Origin of the sequence: Pseudomonas sp. PDM16, from assembly GCF_014851865.1 — a bacterium.
Lineage (GTDB): Bacteria > Pseudomonadota > Gammaproteobacteria > Pseudomonadales > Pseudomonadaceae > Aquipseudomonas.
The window spans coordinates 30,676-51,061 of record NZ_JACVAM010000004.1 but is presented as its reverse complement, the minus strand read 5'-3'; the positions used below and the strand labels follow the sequence as shown (position 1 = coordinate 51,061).

The 20,386-nt window shown below is 62.1% G+C and carries 16 protein-coding genes; 2 read left to right on the top strand and 14 right to left on the bottom strand.

From position 1 onward, the window contains the following. Positions 1-22 precede the first annotated feature (22 nt). Positions 23-1,609, top strand: coding sequence for an ABC-F family ATPase (locus IB234_RS15040; RefSeq protein ID WP_192319253.1), 1,587 nt, complete (start codon positions 23-25; stop codon positions 1,607-1,609). Positions 1,610-1,671: 62 nt separating this feature from the next. Here the strand turns inward: IB234_RS15040 and IB234_RS15035 are convergent, their stop codons facing one another. Together IB234_RS15035 and IB234_RS15030 are read right to left on the bottom strand one after the other, a co-directional pair. After that, positions 1,672-2,106: a DoxX family protein gene (locus IB234_RS15035; RefSeq protein WP_192319250.1), complete on the bottom strand. Its 435-nt coding sequence runs from the start codon at positions 2,104-2,106 to the stop codon at positions 1,672-1,674. Between the two features lie 94 nt (positions 2,107-2,200). Then, complete coding sequence (locus IB234_RS15030; RefSeq protein ID WP_192320049.1) at positions 2,201-3,628, bottom strand: transglycosylase SLT domain-containing protein; 1,428 nt, start codon at positions 3,626-3,628, stop codon at positions 2,201-2,203. 215 nt (positions 3,629-3,843) lie between these two features. Here IB234_RS15030 and IB234_RS15025 point away from each other — a divergent pair, with 215 nt between their 5' ends. Continuing rightward, positions 3,844-4,650 (top strand): TatD family hydrolase, encoded by an 807-nt coding sequence (locus IB234_RS15025; protein ID WP_192319247.1) that lies wholly within the window; start codon positions 3,844-3,846, stop codon positions 4,648-4,650. Here IB234_RS15025 and IB234_RS15020 read toward each other — a convergent pair. From IB234_RS15020 to tssJ, 12 genes are all read right to left on the bottom strand, one after another. After that, positions 4,647-5,444: an acyl-CoA thioesterase gene (locus IB234_RS15020; RefSeq protein ID WP_192319244.1), complete on the bottom strand. Its 798-nt coding sequence runs from the start codon at positions 5,442-5,444 to the stop codon at positions 4,647-4,649. The two genes, IB234_RS15025 and IB234_RS15020, sit on opposite strands and share 4 nt — an antisense overlap. A gap of 94 nt (positions 5,445-5,538) precedes the next feature. Then, a complete protein-coding gene (locus IB234_RS15015; RefSeq protein ID WP_318652026.1) occupies positions 5,539-6,270 on the bottom strand; it encodes a CHAD domain-containing protein in 732 nt (243 codons plus the stop codon). Between the two features lie 49 nt (positions 6,271-6,319). Beyond that, entirely contained in the window at positions 6,320-8,314 is a 1,995-nt protein-coding gene (locus IB234_RS15010) for a DUF3488 and DUF4129 domain-containing transglutaminase family protein (protein ID WP_192319241.1), read from the bottom strand. Then, positions 8,311-9,270 carry a DUF58 domain-containing protein gene (locus IB234_RS15005; protein ID WP_192319238.1) on the bottom strand — a complete coding sequence of 320 codons (960 nt, stop codon included), beginning with the start codon at positions 9,268-9,270 and terminating at the stop codon, positions 8,311-8,313. The genes IB234_RS15010 and IB234_RS15005 overlap by 4 nt, the downstream gene beginning before the upstream one ends. Next, positions 9,270-10,187, bottom strand: coding sequence for an AAA family ATPase (locus IB234_RS15000; RefSeq protein ID WP_192319235.1), 918 nt, complete (start codon positions 10,185-10,187; stop codon positions 9,270-9,272). Before IB234_RS15000 ends, IB234_RS15005 begins: the two co-directional genes overlap by 1 nt. A gap of 1,287 nt (positions 10,188-11,474) precedes the next feature. Then, positions 11,475-11,759, bottom strand: a complete 285-nt coding sequence (locus tag IB234_RS14995) for a hypothetical protein (protein WP_192319233.1) — start codon at positions 11,757-11,759, stop codon at positions 11,475-11,477. A gap of 340 nt (positions 11,760-12,099) precedes the next feature. Next, positions 12,100-12,651: a hypothetical protein gene (locus IB234_RS14990; protein WP_192319230.1), complete on the bottom strand. Its 552-nt coding sequence runs from the start codon at positions 12,649-12,651 to the stop codon at positions 12,100-12,102. Between the two features lie 194 nt (positions 12,652-12,845). Beyond that, positions 12,846-13,478 carry a type VI secretion system-associated protein TagF gene (tagF, locus tag IB234_RS14985; RefSeq protein WP_192319227.1) on the bottom strand — a complete coding sequence of 211 codons (633 nt, stop codon included), beginning with the start codon at positions 13,476-13,478 and terminating at the stop codon, positions 12,846-12,848. Further along, entirely contained in the window at positions 13,478-17,083 is a 3,606-nt protein-coding gene (gene tssM / locus IB234_RS14980) for a type VI secretion system membrane subunit TssM (protein ID WP_192319224.1), read from the bottom strand. The genes tagF and tssM overlap by 1 nt, the downstream gene beginning before the upstream one ends. Then, entirely contained in the window at positions 17,084-18,385 is a 1,302-nt protein-coding gene (locus IB234_RS14975; protein ID WP_192319221.1) for a DotU family type VI secretion system protein, read from the bottom strand. A 29-nt stretch (positions 18,386-18,414) separates the two neighbouring features. Further along, a complete protein-coding gene (gene tssK / locus IB234_RS14970; protein ID WP_192319218.1) occupies positions 18,415-19,752 on the bottom strand; it encodes a type VI secretion system baseplate subunit TssK in 1,338 nt (445 codons plus the stop codon). A 35-nt stretch (positions 19,753-19,787) separates the two neighbouring features. Beyond that, positions 19,788-20,366: a type VI secretion system lipoprotein TssJ gene (gene tssJ / locus IB234_RS14965; protein ID WP_192319214.1), complete on the bottom strand. Its 579-nt coding sequence runs from the start codon at positions 20,364-20,366 to the stop codon at positions 19,788-19,790. Positions 20,367-20,386 lie beyond the last annotated feature (20 nt).

Genomic DNA, 20,386 nt, shown 5'->3' with positions numbered 1-20,386 from the left:
GAAACCCGCGAGATAGAGCCTCTTGATTTCCACCGCAAATATCACCATGCAGTTCGGCGCCAAGCCGCTGTTCGAGAACGTTTCCGTCAAGTTCGGCAGCGGTAACCGCTACGGCCTGATCGGCGCCAACGGCTGCGGCAAGTCGACCTTCATGAAGATCCTCGGCAGTGATCTGGAACCCTCCGCTGGCCAGGTGATGCTGGAGCCGAACGTGCGCCTGGGCAAGCTGCGTCAGGATCAGTTCGCTTACGAAGAATTCACCGTGATCGACACCGTGATCATGGGGCACGAGGAGCTGTGGAAGGTCAAGGCCGAGCGAGACCGCATCTACTCGCTGCCGGAGATGAGCGAAGAAGACGGCATGAAGGTCGGTGAGCTCGAGGGCGAGTTCGCCGAGATGGACGGCTACACCGCCGAATCCCGAGCCGGCGAGCTGCTGCTCGGCCTGGGCATCCCGCTGGAACAGCACTTCGGTCCGATGAGCGAAGTGGCTCCTGGCTGGAAGCTGCGCGTGCTGCTGGCCCAAGCGCTGTTCTCCGATCCGGAAGTGCTACTGCTCGACGAGCCGACCAACCACCTGGACATCAACACCATCCGCTGGCTGGAAAACATCTTGGTGCAACGCAACAGCACCATGATCATCATTTCCCACGACCGTCACTTCCTGAACTCGGTCTGCACTCACATGGCCGACCTGGACTACGGCGAGCTGCGCCTCTTCCCGGGCAACTACGACGAATACATGACCGCCTCGACCCAGGCTCGCGAGCGCCTGCTGTCCGACAACGCCAAGAAGAAGGCACAGATCGCCGAGCTGCAGACCTTCGTCAGCCGCTTCTCGGCCAACGCCTCCAAGGCCAAGCAGGCCACCAGCCGCGCCAAGCAGATCGACAAGATCCAGCTGGAAGAGGTCAAGCCATCCAGCCGCGTCAGCCCGTTCATCCGCTTCGACCAGAACAAGAAGCTGCACCGCCAGGCAGTCACCATCGAGAAGGTGTCCAAGGCCTTCGACGACAAGGTGCTGTTCAAGAATTTCGGTTTCCAGATCGAAGCCGGCGAGCGCGTAGCCATCATCGGCCCCAACGGCATCGGCAAGACCACCCTGCTACGCACCCTCGTGGGCGAACTCACCCCGGATACCGGCAACGTGAAGTGGACCGACAGCGCCGAAGTTGGTTACTACGCCCAGGACCACGCCCACGATTTCGAGGCCGACGACACCCTGTTCGAATGGATGGGCCAGTGGACCACTGGCGAACAGAACATCCGCGCAGCCCTGGGGCGCATGCTGTTCTCCTCTGACGAGATCCAGAAGTCGGTCAAGGTTCTCTCCGGTGGCGAGCAGGGCCGCATGCTGTTCGGCAAGCTGGCCTGTCAGAAACCCAACGTGCTGGTGATGGACGAACCGACCAACCACCTCGACATGGAATCCATTGAGGCGCTCAACCTGGCGCTGGAGAACTACCCTGGCACGCTGATCTTCGTCAGCCACGACCGCGAGTTCGTCGGCTCCCTGGCGACCCGCATCATCGAGCTGTCGGAAACCGGCGTTACCGACTTCAGTGGTAGCTACGACGACTACCTGCGCAGCCAGGGCGTGATCGTCTGAAATCTGGGACCCAAAAAGAAAAAGCCCCGCACTAGGCGGGGCTTTTTCTTTTGCGAGGCGGATCAGCGAGCGATGGCCCGATCAGCAGAGAGTCGGCCTGCACCCTCGACAACCAACACCGCTCCGATCACTCCCAGAATCATCGCGTACTCGAATCCGTTGTTGGTGATGAAGAAGCCATTGGCCCAGTGTACCGTTGCCGCAGCGATAACCATGGTGAACACCAGTACAGCCGCCGCCGGGCGCACCAGCAGCCCGATAACCAGGGCCAGGCCGCCGAAGAACTCCGCACTACCCGCCAGTGCCGCCATCAGGTAGCCCGGGGTGATACCTATGCTCTCCATCCACTGCCCTACTCCCTCCAGTCCGTACCCACCGAACCAGCCGAACAGCTTCTGGGAACCATGAGCGGCGAAAGTCAGACCAGCGATTACGCGCAGCAGGGTAATACCGTAGCCAGCGCGAGTGGGCATCAGGGTGTTGATCAGCTTGTTCATGTGTGCCAGTTCCTTGTGTTGAAGTTCAGTTAAGTGAGGCACATCTTATTCGAATAATTAGATACAAAAAGCGCAAATTAGCGACAATTAAAATCTAATTTTTAGATAATTTATTGGCACTGAGTTTTTGTGAACGAGGATCGAGCCGGAGCCGCTCCCGGTCATAGGCCAGGAAGTACTTGTTCACGCTGTTCACGTAACTGACGGCTCCCATACCGAGTTGCTCCATGGCCACTCGCTCGACCTGGAAAAACCAGCGATTGGGGTTCAACCCTCGCCGCCTCGCCTCCGCCCGCAGGCTTTGCACCCTCTGGGGGCCAAGGTTGTAGGCCGCGAGGACGAAGGCCATTCTCTCCGACTCTTCAATCTGCTTGCTGGCGAAGAACTCCCGGCGCAAACGCGCCATATAGAGAGAGGCCGCATGCACGTTGCCTTCCAGCCCTTGAATACTGCCGACCCCTACGCTGCGAGCCGCCGCAGGGGTGATCTGCATCAGGCCGGTAGCCCCGGAGGCACCCCGGGCGGCCGGATTGAGGGTCGACTCCTTGTACGCCACAGCAGCCAGGTGCAGCCAATCCACGCCTTGTGCTTCGCCGTGCTTCTGCAGCACGCTACGAACTTTCTCCAGACGCTGGCGATCCATGGTGGACATCGGATTGCGCACCTTGTAGGAGCGCCGGTAGAAACGCTGAAAGGCAGAATCCTGATCGGCAGGTACCCGATAGTCGGCGAAAAATCGATCGATCCTGGCTCGCAGCATCGGCGAGTCGCTGCGCACAAACCAGCTCATATCCCCTTTTTTGCCCACCACGAGATGGCGATCGATGCGCAGCCCGGGCATCACCTTCTGCCAACGCTCGGCGATCGGCAGTTCGACGGCGGTCCATGGATAGATGCCCGCCTGCACCATCTCTAGTACATCCTCTACCGCCAGGCTCGAATCCGCCCACTCAACCGCTATGGGCGGCCTGCCATCCCGGTGCAGCTTCTGATTGATCTCGCGCAACGCATCACTTACGGCGCTGCCCACCGGCAACGTCAGGGTACGCCCGGACATCTCCTCCAAGCGTTTGAAATTTCTGTTCTTCCGATTACCCACCACGACCAGCACCACATTGCTCCGAGCAGGAACACTGGCGCTGATGCCGAGGCCAGGGTGGGCATCCAGTAGCTCTCCTGGGGCCACCAGATCCCCCTCGCCCTTCTGCAAGGCGGCTATCAGTTGGTCCTTGGGCTTGGGGATGATTTTTAGACGCAGCTCGTGACCATCACCGGAGCCACGATTGAGGAACTGGTCGAATGCCCTCAGCCTCTGGTACTCGACACCTATGGCCTGTCCCCGGATCTGCCCAGAACTGTTCCGGCTCTGATTGACCAGCACTCGCAGTTCGCCACTCTTTCGAATCTCGGCCAAGTCACGGTGTTTGATGGTAGGCGGCAGGTTGCCACCAAGCCCACTCAGCCGCGCCTGGGCCGGGAATGTCATCAGCAAACAGAGTAGAAGCAGTAACGTCCGTGTCATCGATACCCTCCAGCAAGCCATCGCCCGCTCAAAAGAGCCGAAACGACGGATGGCCTGCATACAAAGGTCGCGGAGGTTGGCACAACAGCTCTCAGGCTGCCAGACAGAACTGACAAGAGGCATTAAAAATCATAAATAACCGCCTGTAATTTAAGTATTTTTTATCAAAACACCGGCTCTGTTATCCTGCCCGTCCCGGTTTGCGAGGTAGCACCATGCAACTCATCGACATCGGCGTCAATCTGACCCATCCAAGCCTCTTTCGAGAGCGTGATGCCGTACTCGCCAGAGCGAGAGCCGCAGGTATCTGCCAATTGCTACTGACGGGGACCAGCCTGGAGGATAGCGATCGTGCGCTGGCCCTGTGTGGCGAGCTGGATGAGAGCGGGAAATCGCTTTTCAGTACCGCCGGGGTACATCCTCACGAGGCCAGCCAATGGAGTGCCGACAGTGCACGCCACCTGAGAGCTCTACTAGCCGAGGCATCGGTGCGTGCGGTGGGAGAATGCGGGCTCGACTTCAACAGGGATCTGTCACCTCGCCCTCAGCAGGAAAAGGTACTTGAGGAGCAGTTAGCCCTGGCGGTCGAAACAGGGCTGCCGGTGTTCCTGCACGAACGTGATGCCGGGGAGCGCCTCGGAGCCATACTGCGAGAGTTCCGCGACCAACTGCCGGCGGCTGTGGTGCACTGCTTCACTGGCGACAAGACCAGCCTGTACGGATATCTTGATCTGGACCTTCACATCGGCATCACCGGCTGGATCTGCGACGAGCGACGGGGAACCCATTTACATCCGCTGGTGCGGGATATCCCGGCGGGTCGTCTGATGCTGGAGAGCGATGCTCCCTATCTGCTGCCACGCACCCTGCGCCCGAAGCCGAAGAGTGGGCACAACGAACCAGCCTACCTGACCGAGGTGCTGCATCAGGTAGCCATGCACCGGGGCGAGACCAGCGAGCAGTTGGCTACCCATACCACCGCCACTGCTCGCGCCTTCTTCGCCCTGCCGGAAATCGACTAGTCGAAAACGGTCGTCGTCTGCCGGCTCAAGGCGAGCAGTTGGCCATCCGGAGTCCATAGACGCGCCGCGATATGGCCGTAACCATCGGCGGCATGTTCGATTTCAGCGCGATACAGGCACCAGTCATGGGTAGTAAGGCTGGGGATCGGATGGACGAACTCGATGGTCCACGTCAGCGAGCTGCCCGGTGCCGGCTTGCTCAGGTGCGAAAGCACTGCCGGCGGCCAGGCATCGACAAGTGCAAGCAGATGGGCCTCAGTCACCTTGTCATGGCTGACATCGCTCCGCAGACGCACCCAGCCCCCCATGTACCGCGAGGGATTATTACTGAAGGGCATGCCGCCCTCGCCCCAACGCATGGCCAGAAAGCGGGTGAACTCCGGAGTCACGCCACTCACATAAGGCAGCTCCTGGCACTGTTCAGCCGCAGGCATGGCCGGAGCAGGGTCGGCACCGATACGCACCGAGGAGTCGCGCCCCGCCCCGAAGCTGCCTTGAACCAGAGCGACCACGGCGCCGTTCTGCACAGCCCGGCCAACCAGTTGGCTGACCGATTTGCCCTCGCGCAATACCTCAACATCGAAGGCCACCGGCTCCCCCATCAGCATGGGGCCGACAAAGGTAACTGAAAGCGAGCGCACCGGCCGACCGGCCGGCACCTTCAGACGCATGGCCTCGAACACCATGGCGGCCACGAGACCACCGAAGGTGGCGCGGCCCTGCCCCCACAGACCGGGAACGACAACATGCTGCGGATGTGTGTGTACCGCGTGAATCAATTCGGCAAAGGTCATGCACTGTCTCCTGTATGCAAGCTAAAGCTTAGAGAAAAGTGCGACATGACGGGAGAGACCTGCCGGCCAATTCAGCGGCGATATCGGCGCCCATTCAGAAGGGGCGCTGCTCCAGCGGATAGTATTCGAGCAGTTCCGAGAGTGCCTGATCAGCATCCTGCTCAGCCTGCGCCAGGCGGTCGCGCCAAGCGGCGACACAGGGTGCCAGATCCGGCTCTATCAAGGCGCGTTGCAGCCACTGCCAATGGTCGTGCCAGTCACCAAGGGCACTCTGCACCTTACGCAACGCCTTCAGCTCAGCACCACTCAGCTGGACCCGCTGTGGCCAGGCCTCAGCACAGTAGCGAATCCGCTTGATCAACAGTCGCAACCTGTGGCGATCATGGGAGGAGTCACGCAGCGCTTCGGCCAGTTCCTGGCGCTGCCTACGCATATACCTGCCGACATCCCGGCCGCGTACCCGCCATTCGCCGTCACAGAGCGCACGTCGCTGATCCTCCGGCCACTCATCGAGCAGGATGCCCAGTTTCAACATCGGTATGCCATCCAACAGGCGAGAACGCCCTCCCTCCAATTGCATGCGTCGAATCTTGGCGGCCTGAGGCTGGCCACGCCGCTCCAACTCCCCGGCCAGCACCTCCAGATCTCGCAACGGCCCGCTCGCATCACCAACTGCCGATGCCGCTTTCTCGAGCGCCATACAAAGCTCCTGCTTGCGCAGCGGGCGCAGAAGGCTACGCAGACGGCGTAAGGCAATGCGCAGATCATGCAAAGCCTCGTCATCGGTCTGCATCTGCAACCTGGCGCTGCAGGCATACAGTTTCACCTGCAACTCGATGATCCGCTCACACAACTCACACCTGAATCCGGCCACCCTATCCCTCCTCTCGCCGAGCCCGCCAGGGCAATTCACGGCGCAAGCGCCTTAGCAGATCACGCAGGACCCCAGGCGCCGGCTCCTGGCTACCATAGCGCTGAGCCTCGAATGCCTGGGCGAACTCGGCTATCGCCCGAGCCTGAAGCGGCATCAGCGCCATGGCTCGCTCGGAAAAGGCTCGTATTCCCTCGCCCTTGCTGCGCTGCACACCATGGCGAGCGAGCAGCGTCTCGTAGCGACGCAACAGCTTCTGCTGCGGATCGCCCACACGTCGCCAAGGTTCGAACAGCCATAGAGCCAGCAGCCCCAGCATAAGGCCGCCGCCGCCGACCATCACGATGGCCATGCGTTGCCAATCCAGCTTGCCGAACCAACTTTGCAGCAGGCTCAGCTGCTGCTCACTCCGGTAACCCAGCACCCAACGCTGCCAGTTGTAGTTGATATTCTCCCAGGCAATTCTCAGATCATTGACCCACCCCAGGTTGCGGTACCGCAGGGGCGAGAACGGCGAGTCCTGCAAAAAGCCATCGTCAGCAGCGAAAGCATCCTGTGCGCCCCGCTCGATTCGCGTAGGCGCAACCTGGAAAGTAGGATCAATGCTCACCCAACCCCGCCCCTCCACCCAGTACTCAACCCAGGCATGGGCGTCAAGTTGGCGAACCGAAAAGTAGTTGCCTACAGAGCTGTATTCTCCCCCCTGATACCCCGCTACCACGCGTGCAGGTATTCCGGCAGCGCGCAAAGTAAAGGCCGTGGCTCCTGCATAATGCGCGCAGAAGCCCTTGCGGCTAGAAAACAGAAACTCATCGACACTATCGTCCCCCATCACTGGCGGGCGCAGGGAATAGCTGAAAGGTTCGCGGCTGAAATGCTCCAGTACCGCGCCAACCAAGGACTCATCGTTAGGATGCGTCTGCCTGAGCCCGGCCGCCCAAGCTCTGGTCTGAGGATTACCCTGCTCGGGAAGCTGCAAGGTATTGCGGCGCACAACCGGTGGAAGGCCGACCGGCTCACGTAGCGCTTGCGGCCAGGACTGCGCTTTATAGAGCCAATTTTGAGTCAGCGGACGTCTGGCCTGCTGGCGAAAATCACTCATCTGAACCGCATTGGCGTCGCTAACCTGCCCCACATCCAGCACGAACAACCAAGGTCTGCCGCTCGGTTGCACAACAACTTCATAGCTCACTGCTTCTCCACGAGCAGCCCAGCGCGGCCTGACACCCAGTTGCCCTCCCCACGACTGCGACCAGCGCCGGCCGTCGAAATGTTCCAGAGTGAGCGCCCGCCAATACAAGTCGCGCTGCGCCGGGGCTTCACCATCGAAACTGGCGCGAAAGGCCAGCGCCGTTGACTGCGCCAGCTCCGCCACATCTGCCGGGCTCATGCTCTCAGAAAGACCGGTCACGCCCTTCTTCGGGTTCGGCAAGCTCCACAGCGGCTCCATGCGCGGGAAGAACAGAAACAGCAACAGCATCATCGGCACGGCCTGCAGCATCATTGTGGCCGCCTGCTTGACCGTAGCAGCCGGCCGCTCGGCAAAGTCGCTCTGTTGCATGCCGATCAGGGCAGCCAGAAGCGCCGTCACGGGCAACAGGCTGTAGAGCGCCGACAACAGCCCATCGTCGAACAGATAGCTGGTCACCACCACGAAGAAGCCCAGGAATATCACCACCAGCGCATCGCGCCGGCTACGCAGTTCCACCAGTTTTAGGGTAAAGACAGCAACCAGTAACAGCACCCCACCCTCGACACCGATCAGGGTGCCGCGAGAGAAAAACACGGCGCCCGCGGCGGCCAGCAGCAAACCTATGCGCACCAGCCGCGACGGGTAGCGCGCCCGCATGCGAAACACCTGCACCCGCCAACCGGCACAGAGCATCCACAACGCGGCGATCCAGATAGGCAGATGCAACAGATGCGGAAGTATTACCAGGACCTGTGCTACCAGTAACCAGGTAAGCGCGATACGTGGAGTCGGTTGCACGACACTCATGGCTGCCCCCCGTACAACGCCAGTGTCCGCAGGCAACGCTCACGGTGCGCCTCACCGACACCGGGAACCAGCTCGGTGCCCGGTAGGCGGAGGCCATAAGGCTGCTGGCGCATGTCCAGATGCAGCACCCAGTGACACAGACGTGAAAGCCGCTCTTCGACACCACCACCAAGCGCCTGGAAATCCAACCACAAATCATGCCCGGCGAGCGCGGAGAAATCCTTGACCAGCAATCCCTGGCCACGGGAAAACGCTTTCCAGTGCAATCGCCGCTTGGAGTCTCCCGGCTGGTAGATTCGTAGCCCCTGGTAGTCATCCGCCCCCTGCCCCGCAGCACGCCGCCCTTCACCCTCCTCATCGGCGATGCCGTCCACCGCGAGGGGCAGATCTCCCTCCAGCGGTCGCGGGTAAACAAGCACTGCCTGATCGAGATCGACCCAGCTCCAGGCCACCAGAATACCCAGAGGGAAATGACTCTCGACCCGCATTCGCTCAGGCCGTAACCAGCCACGGTGATGGGCTGGCAATGTCAGCTCGCACTCGCGTTGGCCGGCAAGAGGTACATCCACCACCTGCAACGGCTGGGGAGGCCAGCCGATGCCTACAGCATGATGCGCGCTGCGCACCCCCTCCAGACGCACTCTGAAGCGGGCCTGCTCGCCGACGAATACGGGGTTGCTGGCACCGGCCTTGAGAACGAGTCCCGCAAAATTGCGATAGGTATGCAGAATCGCTACCACGAACAGCGCGCTCAGCAGAAACGTCAGGCCATACGCCAGGCTGTTCTCGTAGTTGATGCCGGCCAGCAGCATCAGCATCAATACCACCGCGAACACCGCGCCGACCCGATTGGGCATGATGAAAATGCGCCGCTGGTTAAGCTGCACCTGCGCGGCCGCAGGAATGCGCCGCACCACCCAGCGACGCCAGCGCGCCTTGATCGAAGCCGACGCCATCACACCGCCGACACTTCGCGCAGCAGCCACTGCACCAGTGAACCGCCACCGTGCCCGGCCGGGTCGGCCCGCTCACGCAGGCGATGCCCGACGACCGAGGGCAGTACTGCCTGCACGTCCTCAGGAATCACATAATCGCGGTTGGCCAGGAACGCCCACGCCCGCGCGGCCGCCAGCAACGCCAGGCTGGCGCGCGGCGACAATCCCCAGGCGAACTGCGGCTCGCTGCGGGTCGCCTCTACCAGGCGCAACACGTAATCGACCAGCGCATCGCTGGCTCGCACCTGGGGAATCAGCGCCTGGATTGCCGCCAGTTCCGAATGATCGAGGATCGGTTCCAAGCGAGGCAAAATCTCCCGGCGGGCCTCTCCCAGCAGCAGCGCACGCTCGGCTGCTCGTGCCGGATAGCCCAGCGACAGACGCATGAGAAAGCGGTCCAGTTGCGACTCTGGCAACGCGAAGGTACCACCGGAGCTGACCGGATTCTGGGTGGCAATCACGAAGAAAGGATCAGGCAGCGGGCGGGTCGCCCCCTCAATGGTCACCTGCCCCTCCTCCATCGCCTCGAGCAGCGCGCTCTGGCTCTTCGGCGTGGCACGGTTGATCTCGTCGGCTAGCACCAGCTCCGCGAAGATCGGGCCGGGATGGAAAACGAACTGGCTGCTCTCCCTATCGAACACCGAAGTACCGAGAATATCGCCAGGCAGCAGGTCGGAAGTGAACTGGATGCGCTGGAAACTCAGCCCTAATACGCGTGCCAGGGCGTGGCTGAGAGTGGTCTTGCCCATCCCAGGCAGGTCCTCGACCAGAAGGTGCCCCCTCGCCAGCACACAGGTCAGTGCCAGGCGCACCTGCGGCTCCTTGCCCAGCAACACCTGGTTCACCTCATGCAGCACCGCTTCGAGTTTCGTCCGCATTCTTCGCTCCTGTTCCAGTCCGTCGATGCTACTGGGCGCTCCGGTCCGGGCAAAGCTTTGCGAAACAGTTGCTCACGAAACTGTGCAAAGGATCGAAGACTCGACCTGATTGGGCAGCCCGATTCGTGGAAGCAAAAAGACCATCCTGCGATGGGAAACAGCAAGCCCACTCGACTATTGGACCGTCGAGGGCCGTGGCGTATTTCAGTTAAAGCCTCGGTGGCTCAGGCTCCCGCCCTTCCCTGCCGATGAAGCCATGAAACACCCAAGAATGTAGGCACTTCTACAGTCGACCTCGCCGCACCTCTAGATGAATGCAGCGCAAAAGCTGCCCAGCCGATTAGCGCTCATGCCCGAGCCTTATTCCTCGAGCGCCCTACAGGGCTCAAGCAAGCCACCATGCAGTCACAAGTTAGATCCTGTATAAAACATGCCGCCATAGACACTAGCTCTGAGACCGAAACCAGCCCGACACACATTTAAAACCGGCAAAAACCGCACATTCAAAAAACAAAGACAAAATAAAAACATAGAGAGTCTCTATATTTGAACTCTCCTCTATCGAGCTCGAACCGAAATAGTCAATAACAGCATTACAAATATCACTCAATAGCTTTGGAAAAAAATCAGGATAGGTGTAAAAAAACCTTGTGATAAATGCCGCTCCAAGCAGCAAAAAAATCAGAACAAACAATATCTTGAAAAAATCACCCTTGAAGCAAACCAACCCCACATTAGCACCCTCTCAATATTACAGCTATTTCTTAATGTGAGCATTATAGTAATAGATGGAATAAACAAACCCAGGAAGGCATCCCCAATCAAGCAAAAAAGCAAGCCATGCATAGTGACTTTTCGGATTATTTGGAAAGAAGAAAAACCCTAAAAAAAGGCATACCCCACCAAGCAAAGGAATCCACGACGGTGACTTCTCTTTCTTAACAAACCCCACATAAAAGCAGCGCCAATTCAAGAACACCAACCACATACCAATCACAAACGAAAACACGCAAAAAGCGATTATCACTATAGTATCCAGCGCATTAGTATCGAAAACAAGCCATCCTACCTTGCGCTCCAAGAAAAATGATACCTGCTTTAAAGCTATAGATATCCCACAGTGCTTAGCACATAAGTCAACTAAAGACTTCAAACTGAATTGAACTCACCACCCTCCAACGACCAACAACCCAAACCACACAACGAATATAACCGCCCCTATAACCTTAGTTTCAAATACTCCTATATCTTTATCAGCACCTCAATCCACAACCAATCTCTTACTTCTCAAGGATCATTTTTACCATGCATCCTTCTTACCCATGGATCAACCCATCTGTAAAAGATGAAATTATAAGAAAAGCCAGGAATACAGCCAAGATCAAAGAAGAAAAGCAACCACCAAAATGGGCTTTGAAGAAGATATAGCCCAAGCGAAGAGGCTCCTCCCCCAACAATCGGAATCCACGATATACTTTCTTTTCTTACAAAAATTCCGTAGAAAGCATAGAAATTAAAAACAATGAAAGGAATTCCTAAAGTTATCAGTATCAGCCCCATCACGACTTGCATTTACTTTACCAAAGACCATTTCTACACTGGACAATCAAAAATCACCCAGAACTCAAATGAGAAGAATAAAAAATCGCCAATCTGCCACATCACCACCATTTATCATCTTGAGATTCAATCCAAAACCAAAAAGCGCCTAGTAGTCCAAAGTACAGCCACCATATCCAAACCATAACCCCTTCGCTAGCTCTGGCCATAAAAGAAAAAAACAGAACCCCCGCAACAAGAGCACATACGGAAACCACTCTATTCTGTCGACGAAACTTATAAATCAGAATAGCCACACTCAAGATGCTCAATAAACCTATCAGCCCCCACAAGAAATTAAAGAGCATAAAAATCACTCCTTATTTTTCTTGTCAGGCATCATCGAGTATACGCCGTCGGTAACGGAAGCCCCGTCAGAGAAAATCAACGCACTATTGCTGGTTTTATAGGCCCTCACAGTCTCCCACTGATGAAATGCTGAGCCTTTGTACTTTTCAAGAACCACAGGAATCGTATTGGCGCGCACAACCGCAGCAATACTCACAGAGGCACGCGCGATGTCACCATGGGATCTATCGCCGGTATAAAACTCCGCGGCCGAGCGATAGGCCTCGCCCACGAAATCATCCGCCACGCACTGTGCGGCCGGGCCATGGAATGTCCTGCTGACATTGCACATGGCTCCCAGGTAGGTGGATGCTCCATCCACCATCAGGTATCGGCCCGCAATGGCTCCACCGGGTAGCTTGCTCAGCATCCACCCCGAATAGACGCTGGCCTCTCCAAGAAGCATGTACCCAGCGTTCTTGCCCACCTCCATGAGACTTTGGCCATACCCCCTCCAGAAATCCGGGTCCCCTAGCGCATCCAGAAAAGAGGGTTCTTTGTAAGGCGGCGCACTCACCGGCCTGCTCTGGGCTGGCACACGATTAACAGGGGGATAAGGCGCTACGGGCGGAGCACAGGTAGGCTGATCGTCCCCCACCCCAAGCGGTCCTGGCCGGCGATAACAGGTCATGCTGAATCCCCTTAGATAGCTATTGGCGAAGTGCTCGCCCCTTTCCCTGATTGCGATCTTCCAGTGGTACGAAGCCGCCCCTACGCCGGCTCTCCACGAGCGGCAAACAACTGTCCGAACAGCTCCGCATCCGGCGCTCCCCGATGGCTGATCTGCAGGAAGGGGCGGTCGTGGCGCAGGACTGCCCACCAGGCTGAACCGTTGCCCTGCGGCTGGAAGCGTTCGAGCACGGTCGGTCTCGAGGGCGAGATGTCGGGTGACCTCCAGGCCAGCTCGTTGAGCTGCTCGGCGAAGGCGTCCGGGGACGGCAGGTCCCTGAGTGCCGATGGCAGGAACTGGCTCAGCGCCCGCAGGTGCGCGCAGAGCCGGGGATGGTCTTTCGCCAGGTCGTCGTCCAGGTCGGCGAGCACCATCAGGGGAAAGTAGCGTCCCACCCGGTCGACGCTGGCCATGAGTGCGCCGCAGCAGGCTTGTTCGCCCCACAGGCCGGCCGGCACCGCGAAGCACCAGACGGGCGCGACCAGATACGCGCTCAGCCAGTCCGCCTCGCCCTGCTGCAAGGCACCGAGGCCTCGCTGGAACCAGCCGTCGACGACCTCTATCCGCGACCTGTCGAGGCCTCGCGAGACGAAGTCGCCGACCGATGGCAGCTTGCCGAAAAAGCCATACTTCGGCGCCGGCCGCTCCGCCACCGGTATCGGGAAATCCTCCATCAGATCTGTCCCGGGCAGGAGAAGCTGGCGAGCTCGGCCAGGCGGAACGGGTTCTGCACGCTTCCGGCAGTGACTTCCAGCACCACCTTGCGGCCCTGGACCATCAGGGTGCTGACGAAGCGCTCGGGCCCGGACACGGCCCGGTTCTCGCCCTCGTCGAACAGACGCATGGCGGCCCAGGGACCGTTTTTCACCAGGTAGCCGCTGGGCGCACCACTGTTCATCAGCTCCAGTCGCACCTGCTGGGTGCCGCGCGGCCCCGGCCACTTCACCTGCTGGGGTACCTGCGGGCCGTGGGCGTACTGGAAGACCTGGCCGTCGAAGTCCAGGCTCAGCTGGCTGATCGAGGCATCCATTTCCAGTACCCGGATCGAGAAGGACATTTCCGGCGAACGGGTTCCGTAGGGGAAGAACACGTCGCGAATCCGCGCCGCCCGCTGGAACGAGGTCAGCGGCACCTCGACGCCACCCGGCTGACGCAGCAGCCAGGTCCTGCCGGACATGTCGGCCAGCGGCGCGAGGTTGTCCTGGAAGAAGCTGTCGAACATGCCGCCGTAGGCGAATAGGCGGGAGAAATCGGCCAGGGTGACGTCCTTCTCCGACGAGCGCCGGAACGGATAACGACCGTTGATGGCCTGGCGACAGAAGGCCCCCAGCGAGCTGTCCAGCTTGCCCCCCAGCATGACCCGCATGCTACCGCCCGCCTGGGCCGTGCCGGCGTCGGCCAGCGCCTCCAGCATGGTGCGCAGGGGGGCCGGCAGGTAGGCCGCCTCGGCGCGGATACGGTTCAGCTCCGTCAGTTGCGGTGTGCTGGCCAGTGCGGGTGATGCACCGCTGCGCAGGGCCGAGTCGGCACTGGACAGGTTCATGTACATCTCGTTGAACAGGCGCAGCACGGCCTGTATCGGCGCGTTGCCGCCATCGTTGGTGACGAGCCGTCGGATCGGCTCGAACCTGTCGTCGACGATTCTCTCCAGCTGTTCCGCGTTCGCGGCCGGCCTGGTGAGGCCGGACGGACCGAACACTCGCTCCAGATCGGCGGCCGCGGTCTTGACGCGCTTGCCGGCCTCCCCGACCACCGAAGACTGGGAATCGGTCTTGGGATCGACCTTCAGCAAGGTGGTCTCCCGCGCCACCGCGCGCAGGAACTGGGCCAGCGGCGAGTCGGGCGCCGACAGGATGCGGGCCACTTCCATGCCCTGGGACATGGACGGCGTCTCGATCAGGCGCACATCGGCCAGGTATTCGTCCCACAGGCGCACGTACTCGTGCAGGTAGAGGCGTTTGATGTCGCGCAGGGTGGCGCCGTCCACCAGGCGCGTCGCCTGGTCCGTCAGCGGCCGTTGCGGGCGACTCAGCACCCAGTCCTCCTCGCGTTCGAGCAGGCCCAGGATCGAACCGGCTTCCGGCAGGAACACCTTGTGGTAACCGTTATGGGTGAACAGCGCCGGGATGCCCTGGATCAGCGGCTTGCCACTCGCCCGGGTGAAGACCAGGGCGGACTGCGGTCCGCCCGCCTCCGCCACGGTGAAGTCGACGCGGCTGCCATCCATCAGGCGCAGCTTGAGGCGGCTGTAGGCACGATGGGCGAGGGAGAAGGTCGCCAGTTGCTCGCGCTTCTGCCGCACCAGTTCCTCGTCCTGCGGATAGGGCGAGGCGACGGATTTCTCCGCCAGCAGGTTGTGCAGGTGGCCGAACAGCTGTTCGCGCTGCTGCTGCGACACCGAGATCGGCAGGCTGCGCTCCCACTCCATGCGCACGAAGGCCTCCAGCGCCTCGCCATCGTAGTGCGACGGATCGTTGAGCATCAGGTAGGACTTGAGCACCTCGTAGGTGAGTTCGAGGTTGTCCTCCGGCGTGGTCTGCAGCAGGAATTCGAGGCGCCGCACGATGCGCGGCAGCAGCGCCCGCTCCAGCGCGGCCTGGTAGGTGCGCTGGGCCGACGCATCGAGCTTGCCGCCCTGGTAGAGGCCGTAGGTGTAGCCGATCGGCGGCTCCGAGGCGGGGAAGTCGGGGCCGGCGGCCAGGCCGTTCAGCTCGGTGAGCACCGGCACCAGTTCCAGCAGGCTCTCGCCCTCGGAGGCGGCCAGGGTCTGCAACTGGCCGGCCATGCGTTCGGTGCGACCGTCCACCAGGTCGATGTAGCGGCTGTTGTTGCCGAAGCTCAGCGCCCAGGCGCCCAGCACCAGGACCAGCAGCAGGGCGACGGCGCCGTGGCCGGCAATGCCGAGCAGGCGCTCGCGCCGCTCGGCGCGCTGGTTGCGTCCGGCCAGGTGGGCCTCGGGGAAGATCACCTTGCGCAGCACGTCCTGCAGGAAGTAGCTCCTGCCCGTCCCGGCCGGCGAGGAGCGCAGGGCAACCCGGGCGTCGAAGCCCAGGCTGCGGCCCAGCCCGCCGAGCACGCGGTCGAACGGCGTGCCTTCCTGGGTGCCGCTGGTGAAGTACAGGCCCCGCATCATCGCCTGCCGGGCGAAGCGGCTCTCGGCGAACACGTCCTGCAGCAGTTGCCGCAGCACCGGGATCAGGGCGTGGAAATGCTGTGGCAGGGCGTAGGCACAGGCGCGGCGCGCGGTGTCGTGCTCGGCGAGCATCAGCTCGGGCATCTCGTCGAACAGGCGGTGGGCCAGCAGCTCCAGCTCGCCCTGCAGGGCCTGGCCGAGCGCCTCGCCCTGCAGGCCTCCATCGGCGTTGTAGGGCAGCGTCACGCCCCAGACCTGGGCCCGCTCTTCCTTGCTCAGCGTGGCGAAGTATTCGTTGAAGCCGCCCAGCAGGTCGGCCTTGGTGACCAGTACATAGACCGGGAAGGAGATGCCGAGGGCATCGTGCAGTTCGTTCAGGCGCGCGCGCAGGCGAGCGGCGTGCTTGCCCCGCTCCGCCTCGCTGGCGCCGAGCAGGTCGGAGACCGAGACGGTCAGCAGCGCGCCGTTGAGCGGCTGGCGCGGGCGGAACTTCTTCAGCAGGCCGAGGAAGCCTTCCCACTCCGCCTTGTCCGCGGCGGCGTCGCTTTCATGGGTGGTGTAGCGGCCGGCGGTGTCCAGCAGGACGGTCTCGTCGGAGAACCACCAGTCGCAGTTGCGCGTACCGCCCACGCCCTTGACGCTCTCGCGGCCGAACTCTTCGGCCAGGGGGAAGCGCAGGCCGCTGTTGATCAGCGCGGTGGTCTTGCCGGAGCCGGGCGCGCCGATGAACACGTACCAGGGAATCTGGTAGACGTACTTCTGCCGCAGCCGGGCGAACCAGCCCTGCTCACGGTCCTGGAAACGGACCTGCTTGAGCTTCTCCAGGGCCTGCTCGAAGTTGCCGCGCAGTTCTTCCAGGGCGGCATCGGTCGGCTGCTCGGGCGTCACCCCCGCGCGGGCGTTGGCGATGGCGTTGAGCAGCCGGGCGTTGACGTGCTGCCGGCGCCAGAACAGCACCAGCAGGCGCAGGGCGAGCAGCCCCAGGACGATGCCGATCGTCCACAGGCGGGCCGGCACCGGCTCCAGCGGGCGCCAGTCGGCGAAGGCGAACAGCGGCCCGAGGAACCAGATGACCAGCACCAGGGCGAGCAGGCCAAGCGCGATGAAGACGTAGCGGTTGAACAGCAGGGAGAACAGCCAGCGCATTTATCGGATCTCTTTCTGCAGGTCGGCGGCGGAGGCGAAAACCGTGATGTCGACGCGGCGGTTGAGTGCACGGTTGGCGGGCGTGTCGTTCGGCGCGACCGGCTCGGCCGAGCCGCGCCCCTGGGCGGACACGCGCCCGGGCTCGCGGATGTGCTCCTCGAGCATGGCCGAGACGTTTCCGGCCCGCTCCATGGACAGGTGCCAGTTGGACGGGAAGCGCAGGGTGCGGATCGGCACGTTGTCGCTGTGGCCGACCACGGTCACCTTGCCGTTGACCTGGTCGATCTCCTCGCCGATGCGGCGCAGGATGGCGTGGAAGCGCGGGCGGATGTTCGGGCTGCCGGAGTCGAACAGGCCGTCGCCGAGTATGGAGACCGTGCTCTGCTCCGGCGCCTCGCGCACCGAGACCAGGCCGGCGCGGATTTCCGGTTCGAGGAAGCGCGAGAAGCGGATCGGCGGCTCGCTGCTGCGCGTCACCACCGGCATGTCGGGCAGCTTCAGCGCGCCGATGGCGATGAAGGCGCTGTCGGAGCGGTCGGCCAGGTGGAAGGCGAGCAGCATGTAGACACCGAATCCGATCAGCAGCGCGGTCAGCGCCGACACCCACACTGGCAGCACGCGCCAGACTGCGGGCAGCTCGCGGGTGATGCCCTCCCAGTGCGGAGAGAGTGCCTTGAGCCGATCGCCGCGCACCTCGCGGATAATCTCCGCCAGGCGCCGGCGCAGGCTTTCCAGCTGGCTCTGGCCGTTGTTGACGATGCGGTAGCGCCCCTCGAAGCCGAGGGAGATGCAGTAGTACATCAGCTCCAGCAGGTCGCAGTGCTGGCGCGGCGACTGGGCCAGCTTGCTGAGTAGCTGGAAGAACTTCTCGCCGCCCCAGGTCTCGTTGTGGAAGGTCACCAACAGGCTGTGCCGCGACCACACCCCGGAGCCGCCCCAGGGCGTCTGCGCCGCGGTCTCGTCGAGCACCGTGCACAGGCAGTAGCGGGCGGCGATCAGGGTTTCGTGGGAGATGCCCTCGTGGCGCGCGCGGGTCTCGAAGTTGCGCACTTCCTGGGCGAGGTGGTCGCGCAGGCGCTCCGGATCGGAGTTATGCACCAGGGTGCGGATTTGGTAGATCAGGTTGAGCAGCGGGTTGGCCGCCGCCACTAACGGGTTGCTGCCCGAGTGGATGTCGGGCAGGTCCGCCAGGGGCGCCGCCGCGTTCATGGCACCCATGGCGGGCGCCTCGCCGCCCGGATTCGGCATCACGAAGGTGCGATCTTCTCCGGACGAGGGGTTGAGTGCGTTCAGGTTAACCATGAGTCATGCGCTTCTGGTTGGGAGCGGGCTCAGCGACGAATCGCCCAGCATTCGAGCTCGATGTCGGGGAAGTCGCCGGCAATGTGCAGGGCCAGCGCGCCGGACGCCTGCAGCTGCGTCCACAGGTCGCCGACGGTGTCCATCTCGAAGTAGTGGTAGCCGGCGTGGTACGGGATCTGCCGCGGCGCGATCGGCAGCGAGCGCAGCGCGATGCCGGGCAGGTGCAGGTTCACCAGATCGCGGATTCGATCCACCGGGCCGATCTTCACCTGGCTGGGGAAGCGCGCGCGCAAGGTCTCGGGCGCGATGCTGGAATGCACCGCCAGCACGAACTGGGCGTTGCGCAGCAGCTCGCCATCGGCCACCTGGCCCACGCGGACGCCGTAATTGCGGTCGATCAGCTCGATCTGCACGGCATTCTGTTCCAGCACCGAGGACAGCGCGTTGCGCAGCGCCACCATCAGCGGCGGCAGGCAGCACTGGAGATCGTCGTGGCTGTACTTCGGCCACTCTGGGGCGCGCCGGTCCCGCTCGGAGAAGGTCGCCAGCTCACCCGCCAGTTGCGCCAGGGCGACGTAGAAACGCTCGGGGTGCACACCCGGCGCCAAGAGCATATGGGCCAGCAGTGGCTGCGCCCGGTTGAGCAGTTGCAGGAGGAGGAATTCGCCCACTTCGGAAACGCCGCCGCGCCCCGGCTGGGACAAGCGCTCGGCGAGCACGTCGGCCCGCTGGTTGACCAGCCCGTGGGCCTCGTTGAGCATCGACACCAGGCCATGGCTGGCATGGCAGGTCACCACGGGCGGCAGGTAGTGGTTGTCCAGCACCAGTTGCCTGTCGCTGCGGCACTCGACGACGCGGGCCACGCCGACGCCCAGCCAGGCATCGGTCATGTCCCGCTCCAGCATCAGGCGCAGGCGCGGCTCGGCCAGCTGCAGCTCGGCCGGCTCGCCCGCCACCGAGTTGACGTCGCCGACCAGTGCGTCATGGACGGTGTAGCGGGCCAGCGAGCGGGGCCGCTCCTCGAACAGGACTTCCTCGGTGCCGGGCCGACGCAGCGGCAGCGCCAGGTAGACCATCTGCTCCACCACGCCCTCGGTGAAGTCCAGCGGCTCCGGGCATTCGCACTGCAGGGGGAACGAGAAGGGCGTGCCATCCGGCAGCAAGCCTTCTGCCTCAACGATGGCCAGCTTGCCCAGGGCGAGCGCCGCCAGGTCGAACTTGAGGACCCTCGCCCCCCAGAAATACGGCTCTCCTGCCAGGCTCCGACTGTGCGAGAAAAACTCCAGATAACGCTCTTGCTGCTGGAAGTGCTGCGGGCGGAGGAACATCCCCTCCGACCACACCACCCGCTGATAACCCTTGCTCATGTCCCCTCCTGGACCAGATTCCCTGACGCCCGCCACTACTGCGCGGCGGGCGCGGACAACTTCACCTCACTGGCCTCCAGACGGATCGCGTAGTCCAGCGACTTGCGCGACCAGCGCAGGAATTCGGGCAGCTCGAACCAGGGCGCCTTCGGCTCCGGAATCACGGCGACCTGCCGCCAGACACTCGCTTCCAGGTCGCGATATCCCACCAGAACCGCCAGCGCGCGGCCGTCCAGCTCGACCTGGTAATCACGGACCGACGACTCGCCCGGGCTGATCATGAACGCCTCGCGGTGCAGCAGGTCACCAGCCAATACGGCCTCGTCACGCTCGGCGAGCGTGAAGTAGTCGGTCGACGAGAAGGTCGCCGTGTCGCGCAGCCGGAACAGGCGCACGGCGACCGGTGAAGGCCGCCCATTGATGTCCGGATTGAGCGCCTCAGACGCGGAAAGCTCGACGCGGATAGACACCGGCTCGGGCGGTTTGGGCGTGGAGGAACAACCGGCCAGGCTCAGGGCGGCGAGCGTCACGCAGGCAGCTCTAATGTGCGCGAGCCCCGCACGGCGGGCGCCTGGACGGCGCGGTTCGATGTGCGATACGACGGATACTTTCATTCGACATCCATTGGCAGACA

Coding starts and splice junctions, on each gene's coding strand:
- IB234_RS15035 (WP_192319250.1), bottom strand. CDS start 2,106: ATGAACAAGCTGATCAACACCCTGATGCCCACTCGCGCTGGCTACGGT.
- IB234_RS15030 (WP_192320049.1), bottom strand. CDS start 3,628: ATGACACGGACGTTACTGCTTCTACTCTGTTTGCTGATGACATTCCCG.
- IB234_RS15025 (WP_192319247.1), top strand. CDS start 3,844: ATGCAACTCATCGACATCGGCGTCAATCTGACCCATCCAAGCCTCTTT.
- IB234_RS15020 (WP_192319244.1), bottom strand. CDS start 5,444: ATGACCTTTGCCGAATTGATTCACGCGGTACACACACATCCGCAGCAT.
- IB234_RS15010 (WP_192319241.1), bottom strand. CDS start 8,314: ATGAGTGTCGTGCAACCGACTCCACGTATCGCGCTTACCTGGTTACTG.
- IB234_RS15005 (WP_192319238.1), bottom strand. CDS start 9,270: ATGGCGTCGGCTTCGATCAAGGCGCGCTGGCGTCGCTGGGTGGTGCGG.
- IB234_RS15000 (WP_192319235.1), bottom strand. CDS start 10,187: ATGCGGACGAAACTCGAAGCGGTGCTGCATGAGGTGAACCAGGTGTTG.
- IB234_RS14995 (WP_192319233.1), bottom strand. CDS start 11,759: ATGCAAGTCGTGATGGGGCTGATACTGATAACTTTAGGAATTCCTTTC.
- tagF (WP_192319227.1), bottom strand. CDS start 13,478: ATGGAGGATTTCCCGATACCGGTGGCGGAGCGGCCGGCGCCGAAGTAT.
- tssM (WP_192319224.1), bottom strand. CDS start 17,083: ATGCGCTGGCTGTTCTCCCTGCTGTTCAACCGCTACGTCTTCATCGCG.
- IB234_RS14975 (WP_192319221.1), bottom strand. CDS start 18,385: ATGGTTAACCTGAACGCACTCAACCCCTCGTCCGGAGAAGATCGCACC.
- tssK (WP_192319218.1), bottom strand. CDS start 19,752: ATGAGCAAGGGTTATCAGCGGGTGGTGTGGTCGGAGGGGATGTTCCTC.
- tssJ (WP_192319214.1), bottom strand. CDS start 20,366: ATGAAAGTATCCGTCGTATCGCACATCGAACCGCGCCGTCCAGGCGCC.